General features: G+C 67.3%; 20 protein-coding genes. 11 read left to right on the plus strand and 9 right to left on the minus strand.

What is annotated here, in order from left to right; genetic code table 11:
- The first annotated feature begins 133 nt into the window (after positions 1-133).
- The 3 genes from yfiR to yfiB are packed head-to-tail and all read left to right on the plus strand — an operon-like array spanning position 134 to position 2,503.
- Positions 134-736, plus strand: coding sequence for a regulatory sequestration protein YfiR (gene yfiR / locus AC3WQY_RS06840; protein WP_492706928.1), 603 nt, complete (start codon positions 134-136; stop codon positions 734-736).
- The gene (dgcN, locus tag AC3WQY_RS06845; protein WP_492706930.1) at positions 733-1,965 is read left to right on the plus strand and encodes a diguanylate cyclase DgcN/YfiN; all 1,233 of its coding nucleotides are present in this window, start codon (positions 733-735) and stop codon (positions 1,963-1,965) included. The genes yfiR and dgcN overlap by 4 nt, the downstream gene beginning before the upstream one ends.
- A gap of 28 nt (positions 1,966-1,993) precedes the next feature.
- Positions 1,994-2,503 carry an outer membrane lipoprotein YfiB gene (yfiB, locus tag AC3WQY_RS06850; RefSeq protein ID WP_492706932.1) on the plus strand — a complete coding sequence of 170 codons (510 nt, stop codon included), beginning with the start codon at positions 1,994-1,996 and terminating at the stop codon, positions 2,501-2,503.
- Between the two features lie 9 nt (positions 2,504-2,512).
- Here yfiB and AC3WQY_RS06855 read toward each other — a convergent pair whose 3' ends face one another.
- Positions 2,513-4,105, minus strand: coding sequence for an ABC transporter substrate-binding protein (locus AC3WQY_RS06855; protein WP_492706934.1), 1,593 nt, complete (start codon positions 4,103-4,105; stop codon positions 2,513-2,515).
- 145 nt (positions 4,106-4,250) lie between these two features.
- Here AC3WQY_RS06855 and ettA point away from each other — a divergent pair, with 145 nt between their 5' ends.
- The 4 genes from ettA (at position 4,251) to AC3WQY_RS06875 (ending at position 8,708) form a co-directional block, all read left to right on the plus strand.
- Positions 4,251-5,915 (plus strand): energy-dependent translational throttle protein EttA, encoded by a 1,665-nt coding sequence (gene ettA, locus AC3WQY_RS06860; RefSeq protein ID WP_285231892.1) that lies wholly within the window; start codon positions 4,251-4,253, stop codon positions 5,913-5,915.
- Between the two features lie 141 nt (positions 5,916-6,056).
- The gene (locus AC3WQY_RS06865) at positions 6,057-6,527 is read left to right on the plus strand and encodes a Spy/CpxP family protein refolding chaperone (protein WP_285231893.1); all 471 of its coding nucleotides are present in this window, start codon (positions 6,057-6,059) and stop codon (positions 6,525-6,527) included.
- Between the two features lie 94 nt (positions 6,528-6,621).
- Positions 6,622-7,338 carry a response regulator gene (locus tag AC3WQY_RS06870; protein WP_285231894.1) on the plus strand — a complete coding sequence of 239 codons (717 nt, stop codon included), beginning with the start codon at positions 6,622-6,624 and terminating at the stop codon, positions 7,336-7,338.
- The gene (locus tag AC3WQY_RS06875; RefSeq protein ID WP_492706938.1) at positions 7,335-8,708 is read left to right on the plus strand and encodes a sensor histidine kinase; all 1,374 of its coding nucleotides are present in this window, start codon (positions 7,335-7,337) and stop codon (positions 8,706-8,708) included. Before AC3WQY_RS06870 ends, AC3WQY_RS06875 begins: the two co-directional genes overlap by 4 nt.
- Here the strand turns inward: AC3WQY_RS06875 and AC3WQY_RS06880 are convergent.
- The 3 genes from AC3WQY_RS06880 to trpS are packed head-to-tail and all read right to left on the minus strand — an operon-like array spanning position 8,689 to position 11,567.
- A complete protein-coding gene (locus AC3WQY_RS06880; RefSeq protein WP_492706940.1) occupies positions 8,689-10,086 on the minus strand; it encodes an MATE family efflux transporter in 1,398 nt (465 codons plus the stop codon). The genes AC3WQY_RS06875 and AC3WQY_RS06880 overlap by 20 nt on opposite strands.
- Positions 10,083-10,529, minus strand: a complete 447-nt coding sequence (locus AC3WQY_RS06885) for a DUF3717 domain-containing protein (protein WP_285235628.1) — start codon at positions 10,527-10,529, stop codon at positions 10,083-10,085. Before AC3WQY_RS06885 ends, AC3WQY_RS06880 begins: the two co-directional genes overlap by 4 nt.
- A gap of 15 nt (positions 10,530-10,544) precedes the next feature.
- Positions 10,545-11,567 (minus strand): tryptophan--tRNA ligase, encoded by a 1,023-nt coding sequence (gene trpS / locus AC3WQY_RS06890; RefSeq protein ID WP_492706942.1) that lies wholly within the window; start codon positions 11,565-11,567, stop codon positions 10,545-10,547.
- A gap of 36 nt (positions 11,568-11,603) precedes the next feature.
- Here trpS and purN point away from each other — a divergent pair, with 36 nt between their 5' ends.
- Positions 11,604-12,230 (plus strand): phosphoribosylglycinamide formyltransferase, encoded by a 627-nt coding sequence (purN, locus tag AC3WQY_RS06895; protein ID WP_492706944.1) that lies wholly within the window; start codon positions 11,604-11,606, stop codon positions 12,228-12,230.
- Between the two features lie 3 nt (positions 12,231-12,233).
- Here the strand turns inward: purN and AC3WQY_RS06900 are convergent, their stop codons facing one another.
- Positions 12,234-12,878: a DUF1345 domain-containing protein gene (locus AC3WQY_RS06900; protein ID WP_492706945.1), complete on the minus strand. Its 645-nt coding sequence runs from the start codon at positions 12,876-12,878 to the stop codon at positions 12,234-12,236.
- Positions 12,875-13,117 carry a DUF1653 domain-containing protein gene (locus tag AC3WQY_RS06905; protein ID WP_492706947.1) on the minus strand — a complete coding sequence of 81 codons (243 nt, stop codon included), beginning with the start codon at positions 13,115-13,117 and terminating at the stop codon, positions 12,875-12,877. The genes AC3WQY_RS06900 and AC3WQY_RS06905 overlap by 4 nt, the downstream gene beginning before the upstream one ends.
- Before the next feature lie 48 nt (positions 13,118-13,165).
- On the opposite strand from AC3WQY_RS06905, the gene AC3WQY_RS06910 reads away from it, so the two are divergent.
- The 3 genes from AC3WQY_RS06910 (at position 13,166) to AC3WQY_RS06920 (ending at position 16,370) form a co-directional block, all read left to right on the plus strand.
- Entirely contained in the window at positions 13,166-14,437 is a 1,272-nt protein-coding gene (locus tag AC3WQY_RS06910) for an RsmB/NOP family class I SAM-dependent RNA methyltransferase (RefSeq protein ID WP_492706950.1), read from the plus strand.
- A gap of 123 nt (positions 14,438-14,560) precedes the next feature.
- Positions 14,561-15,784: a DesA family fatty acid desaturase gene (locus tag AC3WQY_RS06915; RefSeq protein WP_492706952.1), complete on the plus strand. Its 1,224-nt coding sequence runs from the start codon at positions 14,561-14,563 to the stop codon at positions 15,782-15,784.
- Between the two features lie 94 nt (positions 15,785-15,878).
- Complete coding sequence (locus AC3WQY_RS06920; protein WP_285231903.1) at positions 15,879-16,370, plus strand: DUF3016 domain-containing protein; 492 nt, start codon at positions 15,879-15,881, stop codon at positions 16,368-16,370.
- An 84-nt stretch (positions 16,371-16,454) separates the two neighbouring features.
- Here the strand turns inward: AC3WQY_RS06920 and rpmG are convergent, their stop codons facing one another.
- From rpmG to trxB, 3 genes are all read right to left on the minus strand, one after another.
- A complete protein-coding gene (rpmG, locus tag AC3WQY_RS06925) occupies positions 16,455-16,625 on the minus strand; it encodes a 50S ribosomal protein L33 (protein WP_025564431.1) in 171 nt (56 codons plus the stop codon).
- Between the two features lie 29 nt (positions 16,626-16,654).
- Positions 16,655-16,888 (minus strand): 50S ribosomal protein L28, encoded by a 234-nt coding sequence (gene rpmB, locus AC3WQY_RS06930; protein WP_127999047.1) that lies wholly within the window; start codon positions 16,886-16,888, stop codon positions 16,655-16,657.
- A gap of 197 nt (positions 16,889-17,085) precedes the next feature.
- Positions 17,086-18,042 carry a thioredoxin-disulfide reductase gene (gene trxB, locus AC3WQY_RS06935; protein ID WP_285231904.1) on the minus strand — a complete coding sequence of 319 codons (957 nt, stop codon included), beginning with the start codon at positions 18,040-18,042 and terminating at the stop codon, positions 17,086-17,088.
- Positions 18,043-18,152: the final 110 nt, after the last annotated feature.

The following is an 18,152-nucleotide window of genomic DNA, read 5'->3' on the forward strand; positions in this document are numbered from 1 at the left end:
AGGAGCTCCAACCACCCGATTCGAGGGGTGTGAATGCCGCGATCCGCGACAAACTCGCAGCCCCGATGCGACAAGCGGTGCAGGGCAGGGCCTTGCGAGCGGTGCGGCTGGCAGAATCGCCCGCAGCAGTCCCGTGTTGTTCGCATTCATGTCGCCCGGCCATCCGCGTTCTTGGTTCCCCGCTGTCAGTCGCTTCCGCGGTCTGCTGGTGCTGCGGCTGTGGCTGGCCCTCAGCCTGAGCCTGAGCATGGGCGCAACCCAGGCCCAGTCCGTGGCCATCGCCGAGACGCCCCTGAGCCCCGCTGCCATCGTGATGGGGATGCTGGGCTACACGAGCTGGCCCGGGCCGGCCCGAACCCTGAAGCTTTGCGTCAGCCGTGGCGCCCCCGATGCCGCGGCGCTGGCTGGCGCCATCGAACAGGCACGCGCGACACGGGCGCTGGAGCTGGTGATCATCGAGGTGGACCAGGTGCCGGCCAGCGCCTGTGACTTGGTCTACTTTGACGGCTGGGACGCCGAGCTGCAGCGCAAGGCCTTGCGTGCGCTGGCCGCGCGGCCGGTGCTGAGCATTGGCTGGGGCGCCGAGTTCTGCTCGGACGGCGGCTTGTTCTGCCTGGAGCGCGGCGAGGCGCAGACGCGCTTCGAGGTCAATTTGGATGCGGTGGCGCGCAGCGGGTTGCGCGTCAATGCGCTGGTGCTGCGCCTGGCCAAGCCGCGCAAGGTGGCGGGCTCATGATGACGCCGGTCAGCCTGTCTAGCCTGTTGCAGCGGGCGCAGCTGCGTGTCGCGCTGGTGGCTTTGCTGGCGGTGGGCGCGGTGCTGACGCTGGCCTCGGTGGCCTATCTGCGCAGCACCACGCTGCGCAATCTGGAACTGGTCGGCCGCTCGATTGCCTATTCCGCCGAGGCCGCCGTCGTGTTCCGGGATGCCGATGCCAGCCTTGAGTTGCTGCACCAGATCGTCGAGCGCGAGGGGCTGTCGGCCGCGCGCATCGTGCTGGGCGGGGGGCAGACGTTGGCTACCTACCGGCGCGCGCGGCCGCCCGGCTGGCAGCTGCAGCTGTCGGAGCGGCTGTTCGCCATCGGTGCGCGCAGCGTGATCGAGGTTGAGGGCAGGAGCCTGGCTCAGGTCGAGGTGGAGGGCGACGGCACGGTGTTCCTGAGTCTGCTGGGCTGGTGCATGGCGGGCGTGGCGCTGGGCATGTTGCTGACCGCACTGGGCATCAGGCTGGTGTCGCGGCGCCTCGAGCGCAGCATCGTGGCGCCGCTGCGCGCGCTGTCGGCGCACACCCGCGCGGTGCGCGAACAGCGCGCCTATGCGCGCCGCCTGCCGCCCGCGGCGGTGAGCGAGATCGACGCCCTGAGTGCCGATTTCAATGCGCTGCTGGCCGAGGTGCAGGCGCATGAGGCCGAGTTGCTGCGGCATCAGGAGGCGCTGCGCACCGACAACGACAGCCTGTCCTTCCAGGCGCAACATGACGCTCTCACCGGGGCCTGCAGCCGCGCCTACTTCGAGGAATGCCTAACCGACGCGGTGACGCGGGCGGGGCAGCGCGGCGGCCGCGTGGGCCTGCTGTTCATCGACGCGGACAAGTTCAAGCGTGTCAACGATGAGCATGGGCACGAAATTGGCGACCGCCTGCTGTGCGTGCTGGCCGAACGCCTGCGTGCGGGCGTGCGTGAAAGCGACCTGGTGGGGCGCCTGGGGGGCGATGAGTTCGTCGTGCTCATCGACCCGCTGCGTCATGCCGAGGATGCCCAGCGGGTGGCCGAGCAGGTGCAGCAATCGGTGCGGCAGGGACGCGTGCAACTGGCCAGCGGTGAGGAGCTGCGACCGGGCATCAGCGTGGGCGTGGCCATCTATCCCGATGACGGCGCCGACGCTGATGCACTGCTGCGCTACGCCGATGTCGAGATGTATCGCCACAAGCTGCGCCAGCGTGGCAATGACCCGGCGCGGGTGTGATGCCGCCGGTAGACAGGAGTAGCAGTCGATGCGTTTTGCCTCTCAATCCCTCGCGGCCTTGGTGTTGACCAGCGCCGCCTTGCTGGGTGGATGCCAGCATGGCGCGAACCCTGGTGGATCGAATGCCTTCGCGGTGACGCCCTCGCAGCGTCAGGTTCTCAGCGCGCTGGGCTTCGTGGAAGCGGCCGAGGGATGGGAACTCAATCTGGGCACGGGCCTGCTGTTCGATTTTGACTCGGACCAGCTCAGCGGGGCGCAGTTGCAGCGCTTGCGCCAGATCGCCCAGGGCCTCGCTGGCGTTGGCATCGACGGCCTGCGCGTCGAGGGCCACAGCGACAACGTCGGCAACGACGAGTACAACCTGCGTCTGTCGGAGCGGCGCGCCGAGGCTGTCGGGCGCGCACTGGCCGCGGCGGGCATGGCGCCGGCGCGCTTGCGAGTACGCGGCTTCGGCGCACTGAAGCCGATTGCCGACAATGCCAGCGAGGCCGGCCGGACGCAGAACCGGCGCGTCACGCTGATCGCGCCGTCTGCCTGAACGCGCAGGCTATTTGCCCACATTCACCCAGGCCACCTCCAGCCAGTTGTCGCTGCGGTGTACCGCCGTGACGTTCTGGCGCGCCGCCCAGGGAATCATCTGGCGGTGCAGGGGGATCACGTGGATGCCGTCCTTGAACTCCTTCAGCGCCGACTTCACCATGGCCTCGCGCTTGACCGGGTCGGGCTCGATGCTGGAGGCGGCGGCGAGCTGGTCGAACTTGTCGTTCTTCCAGCCGCCGAAGTTGTTGTAGCCGACGCCGTTGTCGCCGCGGTTGCGCCAAACCGGGTTCATGATGATCTCGGCGTCGGTGATGGAACCGCCCCAGCCGTAGAGGTAGAGGCTGGTGTCCTGCTTCTCCAGCTTGGGGAAGGTGATGACGCGGGGCTGCGCGTTCACCTTGACCTTCACCTTCAGCTGGGCCCACATCGAGGCCAGCGCCAGGCAGATCTCCTCGTCGTTGACATAGCGGTTGTTGGGGCAGTCCATCGTGACCTCGAAGCCCTCGGCATAGCCGGCCTCGCTCATGAGCTTCTTGGCAGCGGCCATGTCGTGCGGCAGGCGCGCCTCGATGGCCGGATCCTCGTAGGAGCCCTTGGCCGAGGGCGTGAGGCCGCCGGTGGGGGCCGAGAGCCCATTCATCAGCTTGGTCTTGATGGCCTCGATGTCGATGGCCTGGTAGAGCGCGCGGCGCACGCGCAGGTCCTTGAAGGGGTTTCTATCTTGTCCATTTAGACCGGGCACATTCGCATAGAGCAGCTTGTCGCGCTGCTGGTCCATGCCGACGAAGATGAGGCGGTTCTCCAGCCCCTCCAGCACCTTCACGCCGGCGGTATTGCGCAGGCGCGGCACGTCGCGCGGGGCCGGGTCCAGCACCAGGTCGATCTCGCCCGACACCAGCGCCGCCAGGCGCGTGGCGTCGTTGCCGATGGGCGAATAGACGATCTCCTGCACATTGCCGTCGAACTTGCCCCACCAGGCCGGGTTGCGCTTGTAGGTAGTCTTGATGCCGGGGGCGCGGCTCGCCAGCACATAGGGGCCGGTGCCATTGGCATTCAGCGAGGCATAAGTCTCTTCCTTGTCCTTGAAGTTCAGCGGCTTGACGACCTTGTGCGCCTCGCACCAGCTCTTGCTCATGATGAAGAGCGTGTTGATGTGCTGCAGAAAGATCGGGTTGACCTTGTCGAGCTGGAACTCCACCGTCAGAGGGTCGATCTTCTTGGGCGTGCCCACCGCATTGGCGTAGACGCGGATCTGCGAATTGATGTCCTTGGCGCGGTTGATGGAGAACACCACATCGTCGGCCGTGAAGGCCGAACCGTCATGGAACTTCACGCCGGGGCGCAGCTTGAAGCGCCAGACCAGCGGCCCGACCTGCTTCCATTCCAGCGCCAGACCCGGCCCCGGCTTGAGGCCGGCGTCGAGCTTGGTGAGGGTCTCGTAGACCTGGCCGTTCATCATGTTCGTCATGGACTCGTTCTGCGAATGCGGGTCCATGGTCTGCGGATCGCCCTGGCTGGCCCAGCGCAGGGTCTGGGCCTGCAGGCCCAGAGCCAGCGCGAGGCCGGCGGCGAGCAGGGTGAGCTTGAGGGTCTTGTGCATGGGCAATGCTCCTGGCTGGGACAGAGCGCTTTGTACCTCAATCGAGGAGCGCCATGCGAAGCTGCGACAATAGCCGGTTTGGCGCTGGCGCAATCTGTCGCGGGCGCCGGCACCGCACCACCAGCACCTCCAAACAGGACCCTTCATGGCCCAGTACGTCTTCTCAATGAACCGCGTCAACAAGACGGTTCCACCCAAACGGCACATCCTCAAGGACATCTCGCTGTCGTTCTTCCCCGGCGCCAAGATCGGCGTGCTGGGTCTGAACGGCTCGGGCAAGTCCACCATCCTGAAGATCATGGCCGGCGTGGACAAGGAGTTCGAGGGCGAGGCCGTGCCCATGCCGGGCATCAAGATCGGTTATCTGGAGCAGGAGCCCAAGCTCAATCCGGACCAGACCGTGCGCCAGGCGGTGGAAGAGGGCATTGGCGGCGTGCTGGCCGCCAAGAAGCGCCTGGACGAGGTCTATGCCGCCTATGCCGAGCCGGACGCCGACTTCGACGCCCTGGCCGCCGAGCAGGGTGAGCTGGAGGCCATCATCGCCGCCGCCGGCAGCGAGAACACCGATCTGCAACTGGAGCTGGCCGCCGACGCCCTGAACCTGCCGCCCTGGGACGCGCAGATCGGCGTGCTCTCCGGTGGCGAGAAGCGCCGCGTGGCGCTGTGCCGCCTGCTGCTCTCCAAGCCCGACATGCTCTTGCTGGACGAGCCCACCAACCACTTGGACGCCGAGTCCGTGGAGTGGCTGGAGCAGTTCCTGCAGCGCTTCCCCGGCACCGTGGTGGCCATCACCCACGATCGCTACTTCCTCGACAACGCTGCCGAGTGGATCCTGGAACTGGACCGCGGCCGCGGCATCCCCTGGAAGGGCAACTACTCCGACTGGCTGGACCAGAAGGAAAGCCGCCTGGAGCAGGAGCAGAAGACCGAAGACGCGCGCATGAAGGCGATGAAGGAGGAGCTCAAGTGGGTGCGCTCCAACGCCAAGGGCCGCCAGGCCAAGAGCAAGGCGCGTCTGGCCCGCTTCGAGGAGCTCAGCGACGTCGACTACCAGAAGCGCAACGAGACCAACGAAATCTTCATCCCCGTGGCTGAGCGCCTGGGCAATGAGGTGATCGAGTTCGAGAACGTCTCCAAGAGCTTCGGCGACCGCGTGCTGATCGACAACCTCAGCTTCAAGGTGCCGGCCGGCGCCATCGTCGGCATCATCGGCCCCAACGGCGCCGGCAAGTCGACGCTGTTCCGCATGATCCAGGGCGTGGAGCAGCCGGACTCGGGCACGGTGAAGATCGGCAAGACCGCCAAGCTGGCCTTTGTGGACCAGAGCCGCGCCAGCCTGGACGCCGACAAGACGGTGTGGGAAGACGTCTCGGGCGGCCTCGACAACATCGTGGTCGGCAAGTTCGTGATGCCCAGCCGCGCCTATATCGGCCGCTTCAACTTCAAGGGCAACGACCAGCAGAAGATGGTGGGCCAGCTCTCCGGTGGTGAGCGCGGCCGCCTGCACCTGGCCAAGACCCTGGCCCAGGGCGGCAATGTGCTGATGCTGGACGAACCCTCGAACGACCTCGACGTCGAAACCCTGCGCGCGCTGGAAGAGGCGCTGCTGGAGTTCGCCGGCTCGGCCATGGTGATCTCGCACGATCGCTGGTTCCTGGACCGCATCTGCACCCACATCCTGGCCTGCGAAGGCGATTCGCAGTGGTTCTTCTTCGACGGCAACTTCCACGAGTACGAGGCCGACAAGAAGAAGCGCCTCGGCGAAGAAGGCGCGCGCCCCAAGCGCATGCGCTTCAAGCCGATCAAGTGAGCTTGATCAGCAAGTCCGAGCAAAGGAGCCCACGGGCTCCTTTTTTCTTTCTTCATTCTTCACAGATCTTTACGGCACCCGCACAAGCGCCTCACTTGACGGCGCGAACATTCTTCCATCGCAACCCGGATGGAGAATGACATGAGCAAGCTCAAGTTCGCAGCCCTGGCCCTGGTGATGGCCGGCAGCCTCTCGATGGCCCAGGCCCAGGGCCATGGCCCGCGCGGCGGCATGATGATGGGTGGCCCCGGCATGATGGGCGGCCACGCCGAACACATGCTGGACGCGGTGGACGCCAGCGATGCACAGCGCGCCCAGATCAAGCAGATCATGGATGCGGCACGCGCCGACCTGAAGGCCACGCATGACAGCGCCCGTGCCCTGCACGCGCAAAGCCTGACCCTGTTCGCCGCCGCCAATATCGACGCGGTCTCCATCGAGGCGCTGCGCCAGCAGCAGCAGGCCCTGCATGAGACCATCAGCAAGCGCATGAGCCAGGCCTTCATCGATGCGGCACGCGTGCTCACGCCGGAGCAGCGCGCCAAGCTGGCCGAGCGCATGAAGAAGCAGCAGGCCCGCATGGCCGAGCGCATGAAGGCGCGCGGCAACTGAGGGCACTATGCTTCAGGCTTACGCCCACTCAGACGGCGCCGCCCGCCAGCAACGCGAGTTGGCCAGGGCGCGCGGCGCCACCCATGCGAGAACCATGAGTTCCAGACTGCTGTTGATCGACGATGACGCCCGCCTCACCGGCATGCTGGGGGACTATCTCCGCCATGCCGGTTTCGAGGTGGAGGCGGCCGGCTCGCTGGCCGAGGGGCGTGCCGCGCTGGACGCGGCCCTGCCCGATCTGCTCGTGCTGGACCTGATGCTGCCCGATGGCGACGGCCTGGACTTCTGCCGCGGGCTGCGCGGCGACAAGCGCTTCAAGCGCCTGCCGGTGCTGATGCTGTCGGCGCGCGGCGAGCCCATGGACCGCATCCTGGGCCTGGAGCTGGGCGCCGACGATTACCTCGCCAAGCCCTTCGAGCCGCGCGAGTTGCAGGCCCGCATCAAGGCCATGTTGCGCCGCTTGGAGCCCGACCTGCCCACCGACGAGGTGCTGCGCTTCGGCCGCCTGGAGATCGATCTGGCGGCACGTCTGGCGCGCCTGGACGGCAAGGTCTGCGACCTCACCAGCCACCAGTTCGACCTGCTGGTGGTGCTGGCGCAGAGCCCCGGCCGGGTGCTCTCGCGCGACCAGATCATGGATTCGCTCAAGGGCCATCCGCTGGAGGCCTTCGATCGCTCCATCGACGTGCATATCTCGCGCATCCGCTCCGTCATCGAGGACGACCCCAAGGCCCCGCGCCGGGTGCTGACGGTGCGCGGCGCCGGCTATGTGTTCGCGCGCAAGCAGGACGCGGAAGGCAGCGGCGAGTGAGGTCGCTGTACTGGCGCATCTACCTGACCCTGGTGGTGGTGCTGGCGGCGTTCGCGCTCGGCTCCGGCTGGCTGTTCCATCACCAGATCGAGCAGGAGCGCGGCAACTTCGAGGTGGCGGCCAAGGACAGGCTGACCGCGATGGCGCAGCTGATCCAGCGCGTGCTGCCGGCGGCCGATGCGCCGCGCGCGCAGCAGGCCGCGGTGCTGGAGGAATGGGGCGAGCGCCTGCGCCTGGCGATCGCGCTGGACGATGTCCGGGGCGATCGCATCGCCGCCACCGAGCTGTTCGAGCGCCGCGAGGAGGGCGCCGGCGGCCGCGCGCTGCAGATCAAGCTGGACGATGGCCGCAGCATCAGCTTCATGCGCGGCTGGCGGCCTCCGCCGGGCGGCCCGATGGCGCGCGATGGAGGCGGTGGTGGTGGCGAGCGACCGCCGCGGCCGATGATGCGGCGCGACGAACCCGGCTGGGCGGCGCTGCCGCTGCTGGGCCCGCGCGCCAATGGCGAGATGCTGGCGGCCCTGCTGGTGCTGCTGTTCGTGGGCGTGGCGGCGGGGGCCTTTCCGGTCGTCAAGCGGCTCACGCGCCGCCTGGAGGCGCTCAAGCGCGGCGTGGAACAGTTCGGCGAGGGCCAGCTGAGCCATCGCGTCGACGACCAGGGCAATGACGAGGTCAGCGCCCTGGCGCTGAGCTTCAACCGCGCGGCCGAGCGCATCGAATCGCTGCTGCGCTCGCACCAGAGCCTGCTGGCCAATGCCAGCCACGAGCTGCGCTCGCCGCTGGCGCGGCTGAAGATGGCCTTCGCGATGCTGGACGAGGCCGGCCCGGCGCAACGCGCCAAGCTGCAGGCCGAGATCCACACCAATATCGGCGAGCTCGATGCGCTGGTGGAAGAGGTGCTGCTGGCGAGCCGGCTGGAGGCCGGCCAGCAGGAGCCGCTGCCGGAGGCCGTGGATCTGCTGGCCCTGGCCGCCGAGGAAGCGGCGCGCAGCGGCGCCCAGTTCGAACCCGAGGACGGCGCGGCCGAGCTGGCCCTGCGCGGCGAGGAACGCCTGCTGCGCCGCGCCTTGCGCAACCTGCTGGAGAACGCGCGCCGCTACGGCGGGCCCGAGGTGCTGCTGAAGCTGGGCCGGCGCGGCGCCATGCTGGAGTTGCGCGTCTGCGACCGCGGACCCGGCGTGCCCGAGGCCATGCGCGAACGCATCTTCGAGCCCTTTTTCCGCCTGCCCGGCCATGCCGAGCAGGCCGGCGGCGTGGGCCTGGGTCTGAGCCTGGTGAAGCAGATCGCCCAGCGCCATCGCGGCCAGGTGCGCTGCGAGCCGCGCGCGGGCGGCGGCAGCGAGTTTGTGCTCAGTCTGCCGCTGGCCTGAGCTGCTCTCTGGCTTCCACGCGGTGCACATAGGCCAGCAGCGCGCCGAGCGCTGCGGCCGCGGTGACCAGGCCGGCGGTGGCCGCCACCCAGAAGCCGGGCGCGCCGCGCCAGGCCTGGGGCGCGCCAGGTACATGACCGAAGGCCAGCGCATAGCCGCCGCCCAGGCCCAGGCCGGCCACCGCCACCGCGTAGATCACCATCGGCGCGTTGGCCACATGGTGGGCGCGCAGCACAAAGGCGGCCACGGTCTGGCCGGCATCGCCCATATGGAACAGCCATACCCACAGCAGCAGGGGCAGTGCGGCGGCGATGATGGCGGGATCCTGGGTGTAGAGGTTTAACACCTGCTCGCGCGCGAAGAACACCAGGCCGCCCAGCAGGCAGGACAGCGCCAGCGCGATCTCCAGGCTGTGCCAGCCCAGGCGGCGCGCATCCGCCGCGTCATGCGCGCCGACGCGCTGCGCCACCAGGGTGCCGGCGGCATTGCCCAGCGCCATCGGCATCATGAACATCAGCGCGATCATGTTCACCGCCAGCTGGTGGCCGGCCACCGGCGTGGCGCCCAGGCGGGCGATGAAGATGGCCATGAAGGTGAAGCCGGTGACCTCGATCAGGATGGCGCCGCCCATCGGCAGGCCCAGCTTGAGCAGCTGGCGCATCGCCTGCAGGCGCGGCCGGTGCAGGCCGCCGTCGTGCAGGCCGAAGCGGGCGTAGAAGCCGTCGCGGCGCAGGATCGCCAGCGAGATCAAGACCTGACCCCACATCACGATGGCGGTGGCGATGCCGCAACCCACCGCGCCCAGGGCGGGCACCTGCCAGCCCGCCACGCCGAAGCCGTGCACCAGCAACGCACTGAGCGGCAGCTTGAGCGCCAGGCCGCCCACCTGCAGCACCATCACCGCCTTGGGCCGCGACACCGCTGTATTGAAGCCGCGGTAGGCGGTGAAGATCAGATTGGCCGGCAGCGAGATGCTCAGGGCCAGCAGATAGCCGCGCACCTTGGCCTCGACCTCGGGCGTGACCTGGGCGATCGCCAGCAAGGGGCCGGGGAACAGCAGCACCAGCTCGCCCACCAGGGTGAGCAGCAGGGCCAGCCAGATGGCCTGGTGCAGTTCGTCGCCGGCCTCGCGCAGCCGGCCGGCGCCGAACAGCTGGCCCACCACCGGCGAGACCGCCAGCACCACCCCCATCAGGCCGATGAAGATGGTCATGAAGACGGCCGAGCCCACCGACAGCGCGGCCAGGTCGATGGCCGAGTGGCGTGCCACCAGTATGGTGTCGACGGTGGAGTAGCCCAGCACCGCCAGCTGGCCCACGAACACCGGCCAGGCCAGCGGCAGCAGGCGCCGCAGGCTGTCCAGATGACCTGCGCTCAAGCGCCGGCTCCCGGTTGGCGCTGCGGATGGTCGATGCCGACGAACTCGCGCGCGCGCTCGGCATAGCGGTTGAAGCGCCAGGCCGTGGCCTCGATGGAGATGCGGCGCCAGGTGACGCGCTTCTCGGCCGGCGTCATCACCGGCCAGTTCTGCACCTCGTCAAAGCTGCGGCCGCAGCCCTTGCAGATGGCGTCGCCCTGGCTGGTGGAGCAGATCGCGATGCAGGGCGCGTCGGGGGTGCTGTCGTACCAGGCCAGCCAGGCCTGTTTGGCGGCTGCGGGCATGCTGTCTTCGTCGCACTCGCTCTCGCGGTAGTAGACCAGCAGGCCATAGACCTCGGCCAGCGCACGCACGGCGGCGCAGGCGCGCAGGCCGTCGGAGGGCTCGCGCTCGCGCCACCAGTTGATGGCGGCCTCGATGTCGGTGATGTGGATGGCGGCCATGGCGGGCGTCTGCATTCAGTAGGCCAGGCCCATCGCCGCGCGCACCTCGCGCAGGGTCTTGCGCGCCACCGCGCGCGCGCGCTCGGTGCCCACCTCGACGATCCAGTGCACCTGCTTGGGATTGGCGAGGAACTCGTCGGCGCGTGCGCGCCAGGGCGCCTGTTCCTTCACGATGGCATCGATCACCGGCTGCTTGCAATCCAGGCAGCCGATGCCGGCGCTCTTGCAGCCGGCCTCGGCCCAGGCCTGTGTGCCCGCATCGGAGTAGAGCTGGTGGAACTCCCACACCGGGCAGCGCGCCGGGTCGCCGGGGTCGCCGCGACGCACGCGCTGCGGGTCGGTGGGCATGGTGCGGATTTTCTCTTCCACCAGCGCCGGCGCGTCGCGCATCGCGATGGTGTTGCCATAGCTCTTGCTCATCTTGCGGCCGTCCAAGCCGCCCAGGCGCGAGGTCTCGGTCAGCAGGGCCTGGGGCTCGGGCAGGATCGGGGCCTCGGCGCAGTAGATGTTGTTGAAGCGGCGCGCCACCTCGCGCGTCACCTCCACATGGGCGGCCTGGTCCTCGCCCACCGGCACCAGGGCGGCCTTGTAGATCAGGATGTCGGCGGCCTGCAGCAGCGGGTAGCCGAGGAAGCCGTAGGTGGCGAGTTCGCGATTCTTTTCCACCTGGTCCTTGTAGCTGGGCATGCGCTCCAGCCAGCTGGAGGGGGTGCTCATGGCCAGCAGGGTGAAGAGCTCGGCATGCTCGGGCATGCGGCTCTGGATGAAGAGGGTGGCCTGCTCGGGGTCCAGGCCGGCGGCCAGCCAGTCCACCACCATGTCGTAGACATTCCGCTCCACCACTTCCTTGCTCTGGTAGTGGGTGGTGAGCGCATGCCAGTCGGCCACGAAGAAGAAGCAGTCGTAGTCGGACTGCAGGCGCACCCAGTTCTTCAGCGCGCCGTGGTAATGGCCCAGGTGCAGGGCACCGGTGGGGCGCATGCCGGAAAGCACACGCTGGCGCGGCGCGGCGGGGATGTGGGTGGCTTGTTCGCTCATAGGAGCGTGGATTGTAGGGAGCTACACTGCCGCCCCATGAAAAGCATCGTGATCCTGATCTCCGGCCGTGGCTCGAATATGGAGGCCATCGTCAAGGCCTGCGCGGCCGAGGGCTGGCCGGCGCGCATCGCCGCGGTGATCAGCAACCGCCCGGGTGCGGCCGGGCTGGCCTTTGCCGCCAGCCATGGGATTGCCACCGCGGTGGTGGATCACAAGGCCTTCCCCGACCGCGCCAGCTTCGATGCCGAACTGGCGCGCGTGATCGATGGCTACACGCCCGATCTGCTGGTGCTGGCCGGTTTCATGCGCATCCTCACGCCCGAGTTCACGCGGCATTACGAGGGCCGCATGCTCAATATCCATCCCTCGCTGCTGCCGGCCTTCACCGGCCTGCACACCCACCAGCGCGCGCTGGAGGCGGGTTGCCGCTTTGCCGGCGCGACGGTGCACTTCGTCACCGCCGAGCTGGACCATGGCCCGATCGTGGCGCAGGCGGTGGCGCCCATCCTGGCGGGCGACGACGAGGCGGCGCTGTCGGCGCGCGTGCTCGGGCTGGAGCACCGGATGTACCCGCGCGCGGTGCGCTGGTTCGTGCAGGATCAGCTGCGCATCGAGGGTGCGCGCGTGCAGCAGCTGGCCGGCGAGTCGCAGTCCTTCAGCTGAGGTTCAACTGATCAGCCCGGCCAGGATGTTGATGGTCAGGGCCAGCACGCCGGTGTTGAAGACAAAGGACAGCACCGCCTGCACCAGCACCAGGCGGCGCATCGGGCGCGTGCTCACCGCCACGTCCGAGGTCTGCGAGGTGGCCGCCAGCGTCACCGCGAAGTAGAAGAAATCCAGGTAGTCCGGATGGCCCTTGAGGCCGGGGAATTCCAGCCCGTTGGCGCCGCCGGCCTCGCGGTGATAGAGGCTGGCGTAGGCGAGCGAGAACTCCACCGGCAGCAGCAGCCAGGAGCCCGCCACCGTGGCGATGGCCAGCAGCAGATAGGGCCAGCCCTGCACCGCGTTCACGCCATGCCGGACCTGGGCCATTTCCAGCGTGATGGCCGCCAGGCTGGCGAAGGCGCCCACCATCGCCAGCAGTAGCACCACCGCCATGCCGTCGCCCAGCAGGCGGGCGCGCTGCTGCAGATGCGCGGCATCGGAGCGGCTCATCATCCACAGCACCAGGGTCAGATAGGTCCAGACGCCGGTATTCCAGCCCAGCAGCAGGCGCGTCAGCCAGGGTAGGGCGATGGGCCACAGCAGGGCCAGCAGCAGGCCGATGGCGCAGCCCACCAGCAGGCGCGGGCGCGCGCGCAGCAGGCTCATGCCGCCTCGCAGGGGCTGAAACGCAGCACCTCGCGTCCCTCATGCAGCAGGCTGCCAAAGAACATCGCATGCGGGCGCAGCCACAGGCCGACATCGCCGTAGAGCGGACGGTAAATGACCATGGGCTCCAGCGTCTCGCTGTGCCGGCCGACCCCAATCACCTCGTATTCGCCGCCCTTGTAGTGGCGATAGCGGCCGGTGGGTGTGGCGGGCAGGGGGGCGAGTTCGGTGCTACTCATTTGATGGCGCGGCAAGGGATGCAAGGGACGGCAATGGATAATTGGCGCATGCATCCTAATGCCCTTCTAGATATGAGCTGCGAGCTGCTGCGCGCCGTGCTCAAGTTCGACTCGCCCGCCGATGGCGTGGTTTCCGCCTATTTCCGCAAAAACAAGGGCCTGGGCCAGCGCGAGCGCGGCACCCTGGCCGAGACCGTCTACACGGTGCTGCGCAAACGCCTGCTGCTGCAGCATCTGGCGCAATCGGGCGCCGGCCCGATGGAACGCCGCCTGGTGATACTGGGCTGGGCCGGCAGCGAGGCCTTTCTGCACAGCGCGCTGAGCCCGCAAGAACGTCAATGGCTGGACCAGCTCAAGACCATTGACCATGCCAATCTGGCGCCCAAGCTGCGCCACAACCTGCCCGACTGGCTGGCCGAGCCGCTGCTGGCGCGCCTGGCCAAGGACGGCGACGAAACGGAATTCTGGGCCCTGGCCGCGGCCATGAACGAGGCCGCACCGCTGGACCTGCGCGTCAACCTGCTCAAGGCCAAGCGCGAAGAGGCGCAGGCGGCGCTCAAGGCCGCCGGGATTGAGGCCGAGGCCACGCCTTTCTCGCCCTGGGGTCTGCGCGTGCAGGGCAAGCCGGCGCTCAACAAGCTGGAGGTCTTCACCAACGGCACGGTGGAGGTGCAGGACGAGGGCAGTCAGCTGCTGGCGCTGCTGCTGGACCCCAAGCGCAGCGAGATGGTGGTGGACTTCTGCGCCGGCGCCGGCGGCAAGACCCTGGCCCTGGGCGCGGCGATGCGCAACACCGGCCGGCTCTACGCCTTCGATGTGTCCGGCCATCGGTTGGATGCGCTCAAGCCGCGGCTGGCGCGCAGCGGCCTGTCCAACGTCTACCCGGCCCAGATCGCGTATGAGCGCGACGACCGCGTCAAGCGCCTCACGGGCAAGATCGACCGCGTGCTGGTCGATGCGCCCTGCTCGGGCCTGGGCACCCTGCGCCGCAACCCGGACTTGAAATGGCGCCAGTCGCCGCAAGCTGTGAAGGAGTTGCAGGTCAAGCAGGCCGCGATCCTGGAAAGCGCGGCGCGCCTGCTGAAGTCGGGCGGCCGCTTGGTGTACGCGACCTGCAGCCTGCTGAGCGCCGAGAACGAGGAGATCGCGCAGGCCTTCAGCGCCGCGCATCCGGAGTTCGAGCCGCTGGCCGCGCAGGACTGCCTGGAGCGCGCCCATGTGGCCAATGCCGCCAGCCTGTGCGAGCAGGGCTTTGTGCGGCTGTGGCCGCACCGCCATGGCAGCGATGGCTTCTTCGCGGCCGTCTGGCAGAAGAAGTAAGCAGAAGAAGCAAGCACGCTTTGCGCCGCTGGCGCGAGCGGCCGTTTAGAGCCGCTCGCCTACAATCAGGGCTTGGCAGAGATAACAACCATGACGCTCGTTGGTGGGCAAGGCAAGGTCTGAATGATTGAATTGATGAGCGTGCGCGACGCGCTGGTGCAGTGGCTGTCCGACGGCCTGACCGGCGCCAGCTTCTGGCAGATCGTCGCGTACACCCTGGTGGTGACGCATTTCACCATCCTGGGCGTGACGATCTTCCTGCACCGGGCGCAAGCGCACCGTGCCCTGGATCTGGGCCCCATCCCTGCGCATTTCTTCCGCTTCTGGTTGTGGCTCACCACCGGCATGGTGACCAAGGAATTCGTGGCCGTGCACCGCAAGCACCACGCCAAGTGCGAGACCGAGGAAGACCCGCACAGCCCGCAGACGCGCGGCCTCAAGGCCCTGCTGCTGACCGGCGTGGAACTCTATCGCGCCGAAGCCCAGAACAAGGAAACCATTGCCAAGTTTGGCCTCGGTACGCCGGACGACTGGATCGAACGCAATCTCTACACGCGTTATTCCTGGCAGGGCGTGGGCCTCATGCTGGTCATCAACCTGGCCCTGTTCGGTGCCATCGGCGCCACCATCTGGGCGATCCAGATGGCCTGGATCCCGGTGTGGGCCACCGGTGTGATCAACGGCATCGGCCACTACTGGGGCTATCGCAACTTCGAGGCGCAGGATGCGTCGACCAATGTGTCGCCCTGGGGCATCCTGATCGGTGGCGAGGAGTTGCACAACAACCACCACACCTACCCGACCTCGGCCAAGTTCTCGGTCAAGCCCTTCGAGTTCGACATCGGCTGGGGCTATATCCGCGCCTTCGAGATGCTGGGCTGGGCCAAGGTGCGCAAGACCGCCCCGCAGATGCGCATGGGCGAGGTCAAGCCGGTAGCTGACAAGGACACGCTGGAAGCCATCATCGCGAATCGCTACGAGGTGATGGCCAAGTACGGGCGCGAGCTCAAGGCGGCCTGCGCTGTGGAGCTGGCGCGCCTGAAGGCGCAGGGTGAGCAGCACAGCGCCCGCTGGGCCGAACTGAAGCTCGCCAAGCGCTGGCTGCATCGCGATGCCGACCGCATCCCGAGCGCCTATCTGGCCCAGATTGCCGGCGCCCGCGCCGCCAGCCCGGCGCTGGACAAGCTGATGCTGATGCGCGAGGAGCTGCGCCAGTTGTGGACGCGCACCAATGTGTCGGCCGAGCAACTAGTGAGCGACTTGCAGGCCTGGTGCCGCAAGGCCGAGGAAAGCGGTATCGCCGAGTTGCGGGCGTTTGCCATCGGGCTGCGCGCGGTACGCGTCTAGGCGCCGCGAGTGTTGCTTGACGTAAAGGGCGCCCAGGTGGCGCCCTTTTTGCGTATTCTCGATATGCGTCTTGATGATGCATGGAGGGCCTGTCATGAAGTCCCATACATTGCGAAATCTCTGCTGGCTGCTCGCGCTGGGATTTGCCGGTTCTACGGCGCTGGCGGCGGCCGAGGTCAAATTCATCCATCCGGAAAACTTCGCGGATGCCGGCGAATCCGGGCGCGACCGCGAACAGCATCTGCAGCAGATCGCCGAGCATCTGCAGCGTCAGGCGGAGAAATTCGCACCCGGCAAGCAGCTGACGTTTGAGGTGACGGATGTGGACCTGGCGGGCGAGATCGAGCCCGTGGGGCGGCGCATGGAGCGCTTGCGCGTGATGCGCAGCGTGACCTCACCGCGCATCGAGTTCCGCTACCTGATCCGCGAGGCGAATCAGCCCGATCGCCAGGGCGAGGCGCAGTTGCGCGATCTGGGCTACCAGATGCGCGGTTCGCGTTACTGGGATTCCGACCCGATGCGTTACGAGAAACGCCTGCTCGACGACTGGTTCCAGGCCGAGTTCGTGCCGCCCAAGAAGCCCTGAATTGAGAGTATTCCTGGCATGAAAAAACCCGCCGGCTTGCGCGGGCGGGTTTTTCTTAAGGCTGCTGCATGCTCAGCGGCTGAATTACTTCAGCTTGATTTCCTTGTACAGGACATGCTTGCGTGCCTTGGGGTCGAACTTCATGAATTCGAGCTTTTCGGGCGTCGTCTTCTTGTTCTTGTTCGTGGTGTAGAAGTGACCGGTACCCGCGGTGGATTCCAGCTTGATCTTCTCGCGTCCGCCTTTGCTTGCCATGATGAGACTCCTTGATGTTCAGCGGTTGATCAGAGCTCGCCCTTGGCGCGCAGATCGGCAACGACTTGCTCGATGCCGACCTTGTCGATCAGGCGCAGAGCAGCATTGGACACGCGCAGACGCACCCAGCGGTTTTCGGTTTCGAGCCAGAAACGGCGGTACTGCAGATTCGGCAGGAACCGACGCTTGGTTTTGTTGTTGGCGTGAGAAACATTGTTTCCCACCATCGGGCGCTTACCCGTAACTTGACAGACGCGTGCCATGACGCTACTCCGGTTTGAACTGTTGACCAGCCGCCCGGGATTGCCTTGCAAACCCCGGCGCGACCACATGACCGCTTTATGCAAGCTAAACCCTGTTGCCTTGGAAGTCGTCCAAGGCCGTCGAGCGCGGTCCATCCAGCAAGCAAGCCGGCGAGTATAGCCTGATTTTGGCGCCTGCACCAGGCGCCGCGCCTGCATCAGCCCTGTGCCTGCTCCAGGAAGCGCTGCGCGTCCAGCGCCGCCATACAGCCGGTGCCGGCACTGGTGATGGCCTGGCGGTAGACATGGTCCTGCACATCGCCGGCCGCGAACACGCCGGGCACGCTGGTCATGGTGGCAAAACCGTTCAAGCCGCCCTTGGTGATGATGTAGCCGTCCTTCATCTCCAGCTGGCCCTTGAAGATGTCGGTGTTGGGCTGGTGGCCGATGGCGATGAAGCAGCCTTGCAGCTTCAGCTCCTTGGTGCTGCCGTCATTGCCCTTCAGGCGCACACCGGTCACACCGCTCTGGTCGCCCAGCACCTCGTCGAGGTTCTGGAACACATGCAGCTCGATCTTGCCGGCGGCCACTTTTTCCATCAGCTTGTCCACCAGGATGGGTTCGGCGCGGAACTTGTCGCGGCGATGGATCAGGTGCACCTTGCTGGCGATGTTGGAGAGGTAGAGCGCTTCCTCGACGGCGGTATTGCCGCCACCGACCACGCAGACCTCCTGCTCGCGATAGAAGAAGCCATCGCAGGTGGCGCAGCCGCTCACGCCGCGGCCCATGAAGGCCTCTTCCGAGGGCAGGCCCAGGTACTTGGCGGAGGCACCGGTGGCGATGATGAGCGCGTCGCAGCTGTAGCTGCCGCTGTCGCCCTTGAGCTTGAAGGGGCGCTGCGAGAGATCCACCTCGTTGATGTGGTCGAACAGCATCTGGGTCTGGAAGCGCTCGGCATGCTGCTGGAAGCGCTGCATCAGCTCGGGGCCCTGCACGCCCATCACGTCGGCGGGCCAGTTGTCCACCTCGGTGGTGGTCATCAGCTGGCCGCCCTGGGCCATGCCGGTCACCAGCGTGGGCTTGAGGTTGGCGCGCGCGGCATAGATGGCGGCGGTGTAGCCGGCCGGGCCGGAGCCCAGGATCAGCAGCTGTACATGTTGGTTGGTTTGGGTCATGGGCAGGAGTTGGGGTTGCACGGGCGGTACACAAGCCAGCAGCATCGGCTATCTACGGCCTACACCCTATAGAGAACCGTGAACAAGTTGGCACAATGCCGGCATTCTAG

The sequence above is a fragment of the Roseateles sp. FW301-B2 genome (assembly GCF_058788955.1).

Coding starts and splice junctions, on each gene's coding strand:
- dgcN (WP_492706930.1), top strand. CDS start 733: ATGATGACGCCGGTCAGCCTGTCTAGCCTGTTGCAGCGGGCGCAGCTG.
- yfiB (WP_492706932.1), top strand. CDS start 1,994: ATGCGTTTTGCCTCTCAATCCCTCGCGGCCTTGGTGTTGACCAGCGCC.
- AC3WQY_RS06855 (WP_492706934.1), bottom strand. CDS start 4,105: ATGCACAAGACCCTCAAGCTCACCCTGCTCGCCGCCGGCCTCGCGCTG.
- ettA (WP_285231892.1), top strand. CDS start 4,251: ATGGCCCAGTACGTCTTCTCAATGAACCGCGTCAACAAGACGGTTCCA.
- AC3WQY_RS06865 (WP_285231893.1), top strand. CDS start 6,057: ATGAGCAAGCTCAAGTTCGCAGCCCTGGCCCTGGTGATGGCCGGCAGC.
- AC3WQY_RS06870 (WP_285231894.1), top strand. CDS start 6,622: ATGAGTTCCAGACTGCTGTTGATCGACGATGACGCCCGCCTCACCGGC.
- AC3WQY_RS06885 (WP_285235628.1), bottom strand. CDS start 10,529: ATGGCCGCCATCCACATCACCGACATCGAGGCCGCCATCAACTGGTGG.
- trpS (WP_492706942.1), bottom strand. CDS start 11,567: ATGAGCGAACAAGCCACCCACATCCCCGCCGCGCCGCGCCAGCGTGTG.
- purN (WP_492706944.1), top strand. CDS start 11,604: ATGAAAAGCATCGTGATCCTGATCTCCGGCCGTGGCTCGAATATGGAG.
- AC3WQY_RS06900 (WP_492706945.1), bottom strand. CDS start 12,878: ATGAGCCTGCTGCGCGCGCGCCCGCGCCTGCTGGTGGGCTGCGCCATC.
- AC3WQY_RS06905 (WP_492706947.1), bottom strand. CDS start 13,117: ATGAGTAGCACCGAACTCGCCCCCCTGCCCGCCACACCCACCGGCCGC.
- AC3WQY_RS06910 (WP_492706950.1), top strand. CDS start 13,166: ATGCATCCTAATGCCCTTCTAGATATGAGCTGCGAGCTGCTGCGCGCC.
- AC3WQY_RS06915 (WP_492706952.1), top strand. CDS start 14,561: ATGATTGAATTGATGAGCGTGCGCGACGCGCTGGTGCAGTGGCTGTCC.
- AC3WQY_RS06920 (WP_285231903.1), top strand. CDS start 15,879: ATGAAGTCCCATACATTGCGAAATCTCTGCTGGCTGCTCGCGCTGGGA.
- rpmG (WP_025564431.1), bottom strand. CDS start 16,625: ATGGCAAGCAAAGGCGGACGCGAGAAGATCAAGCTGGAATCCACCGCG.
- rpmB (WP_127999047.1), bottom strand. CDS start 16,888: ATGGCACGCGTCTGTCAAGTTACGGGTAAGCGCCCGATGGTGGGAAAC.
- trxB (WP_285231904.1), bottom strand. CDS start 18,042: ATGACCCAAACCAACCAACATGTACAGCTGCTGATCCTGGGCTCCGGC.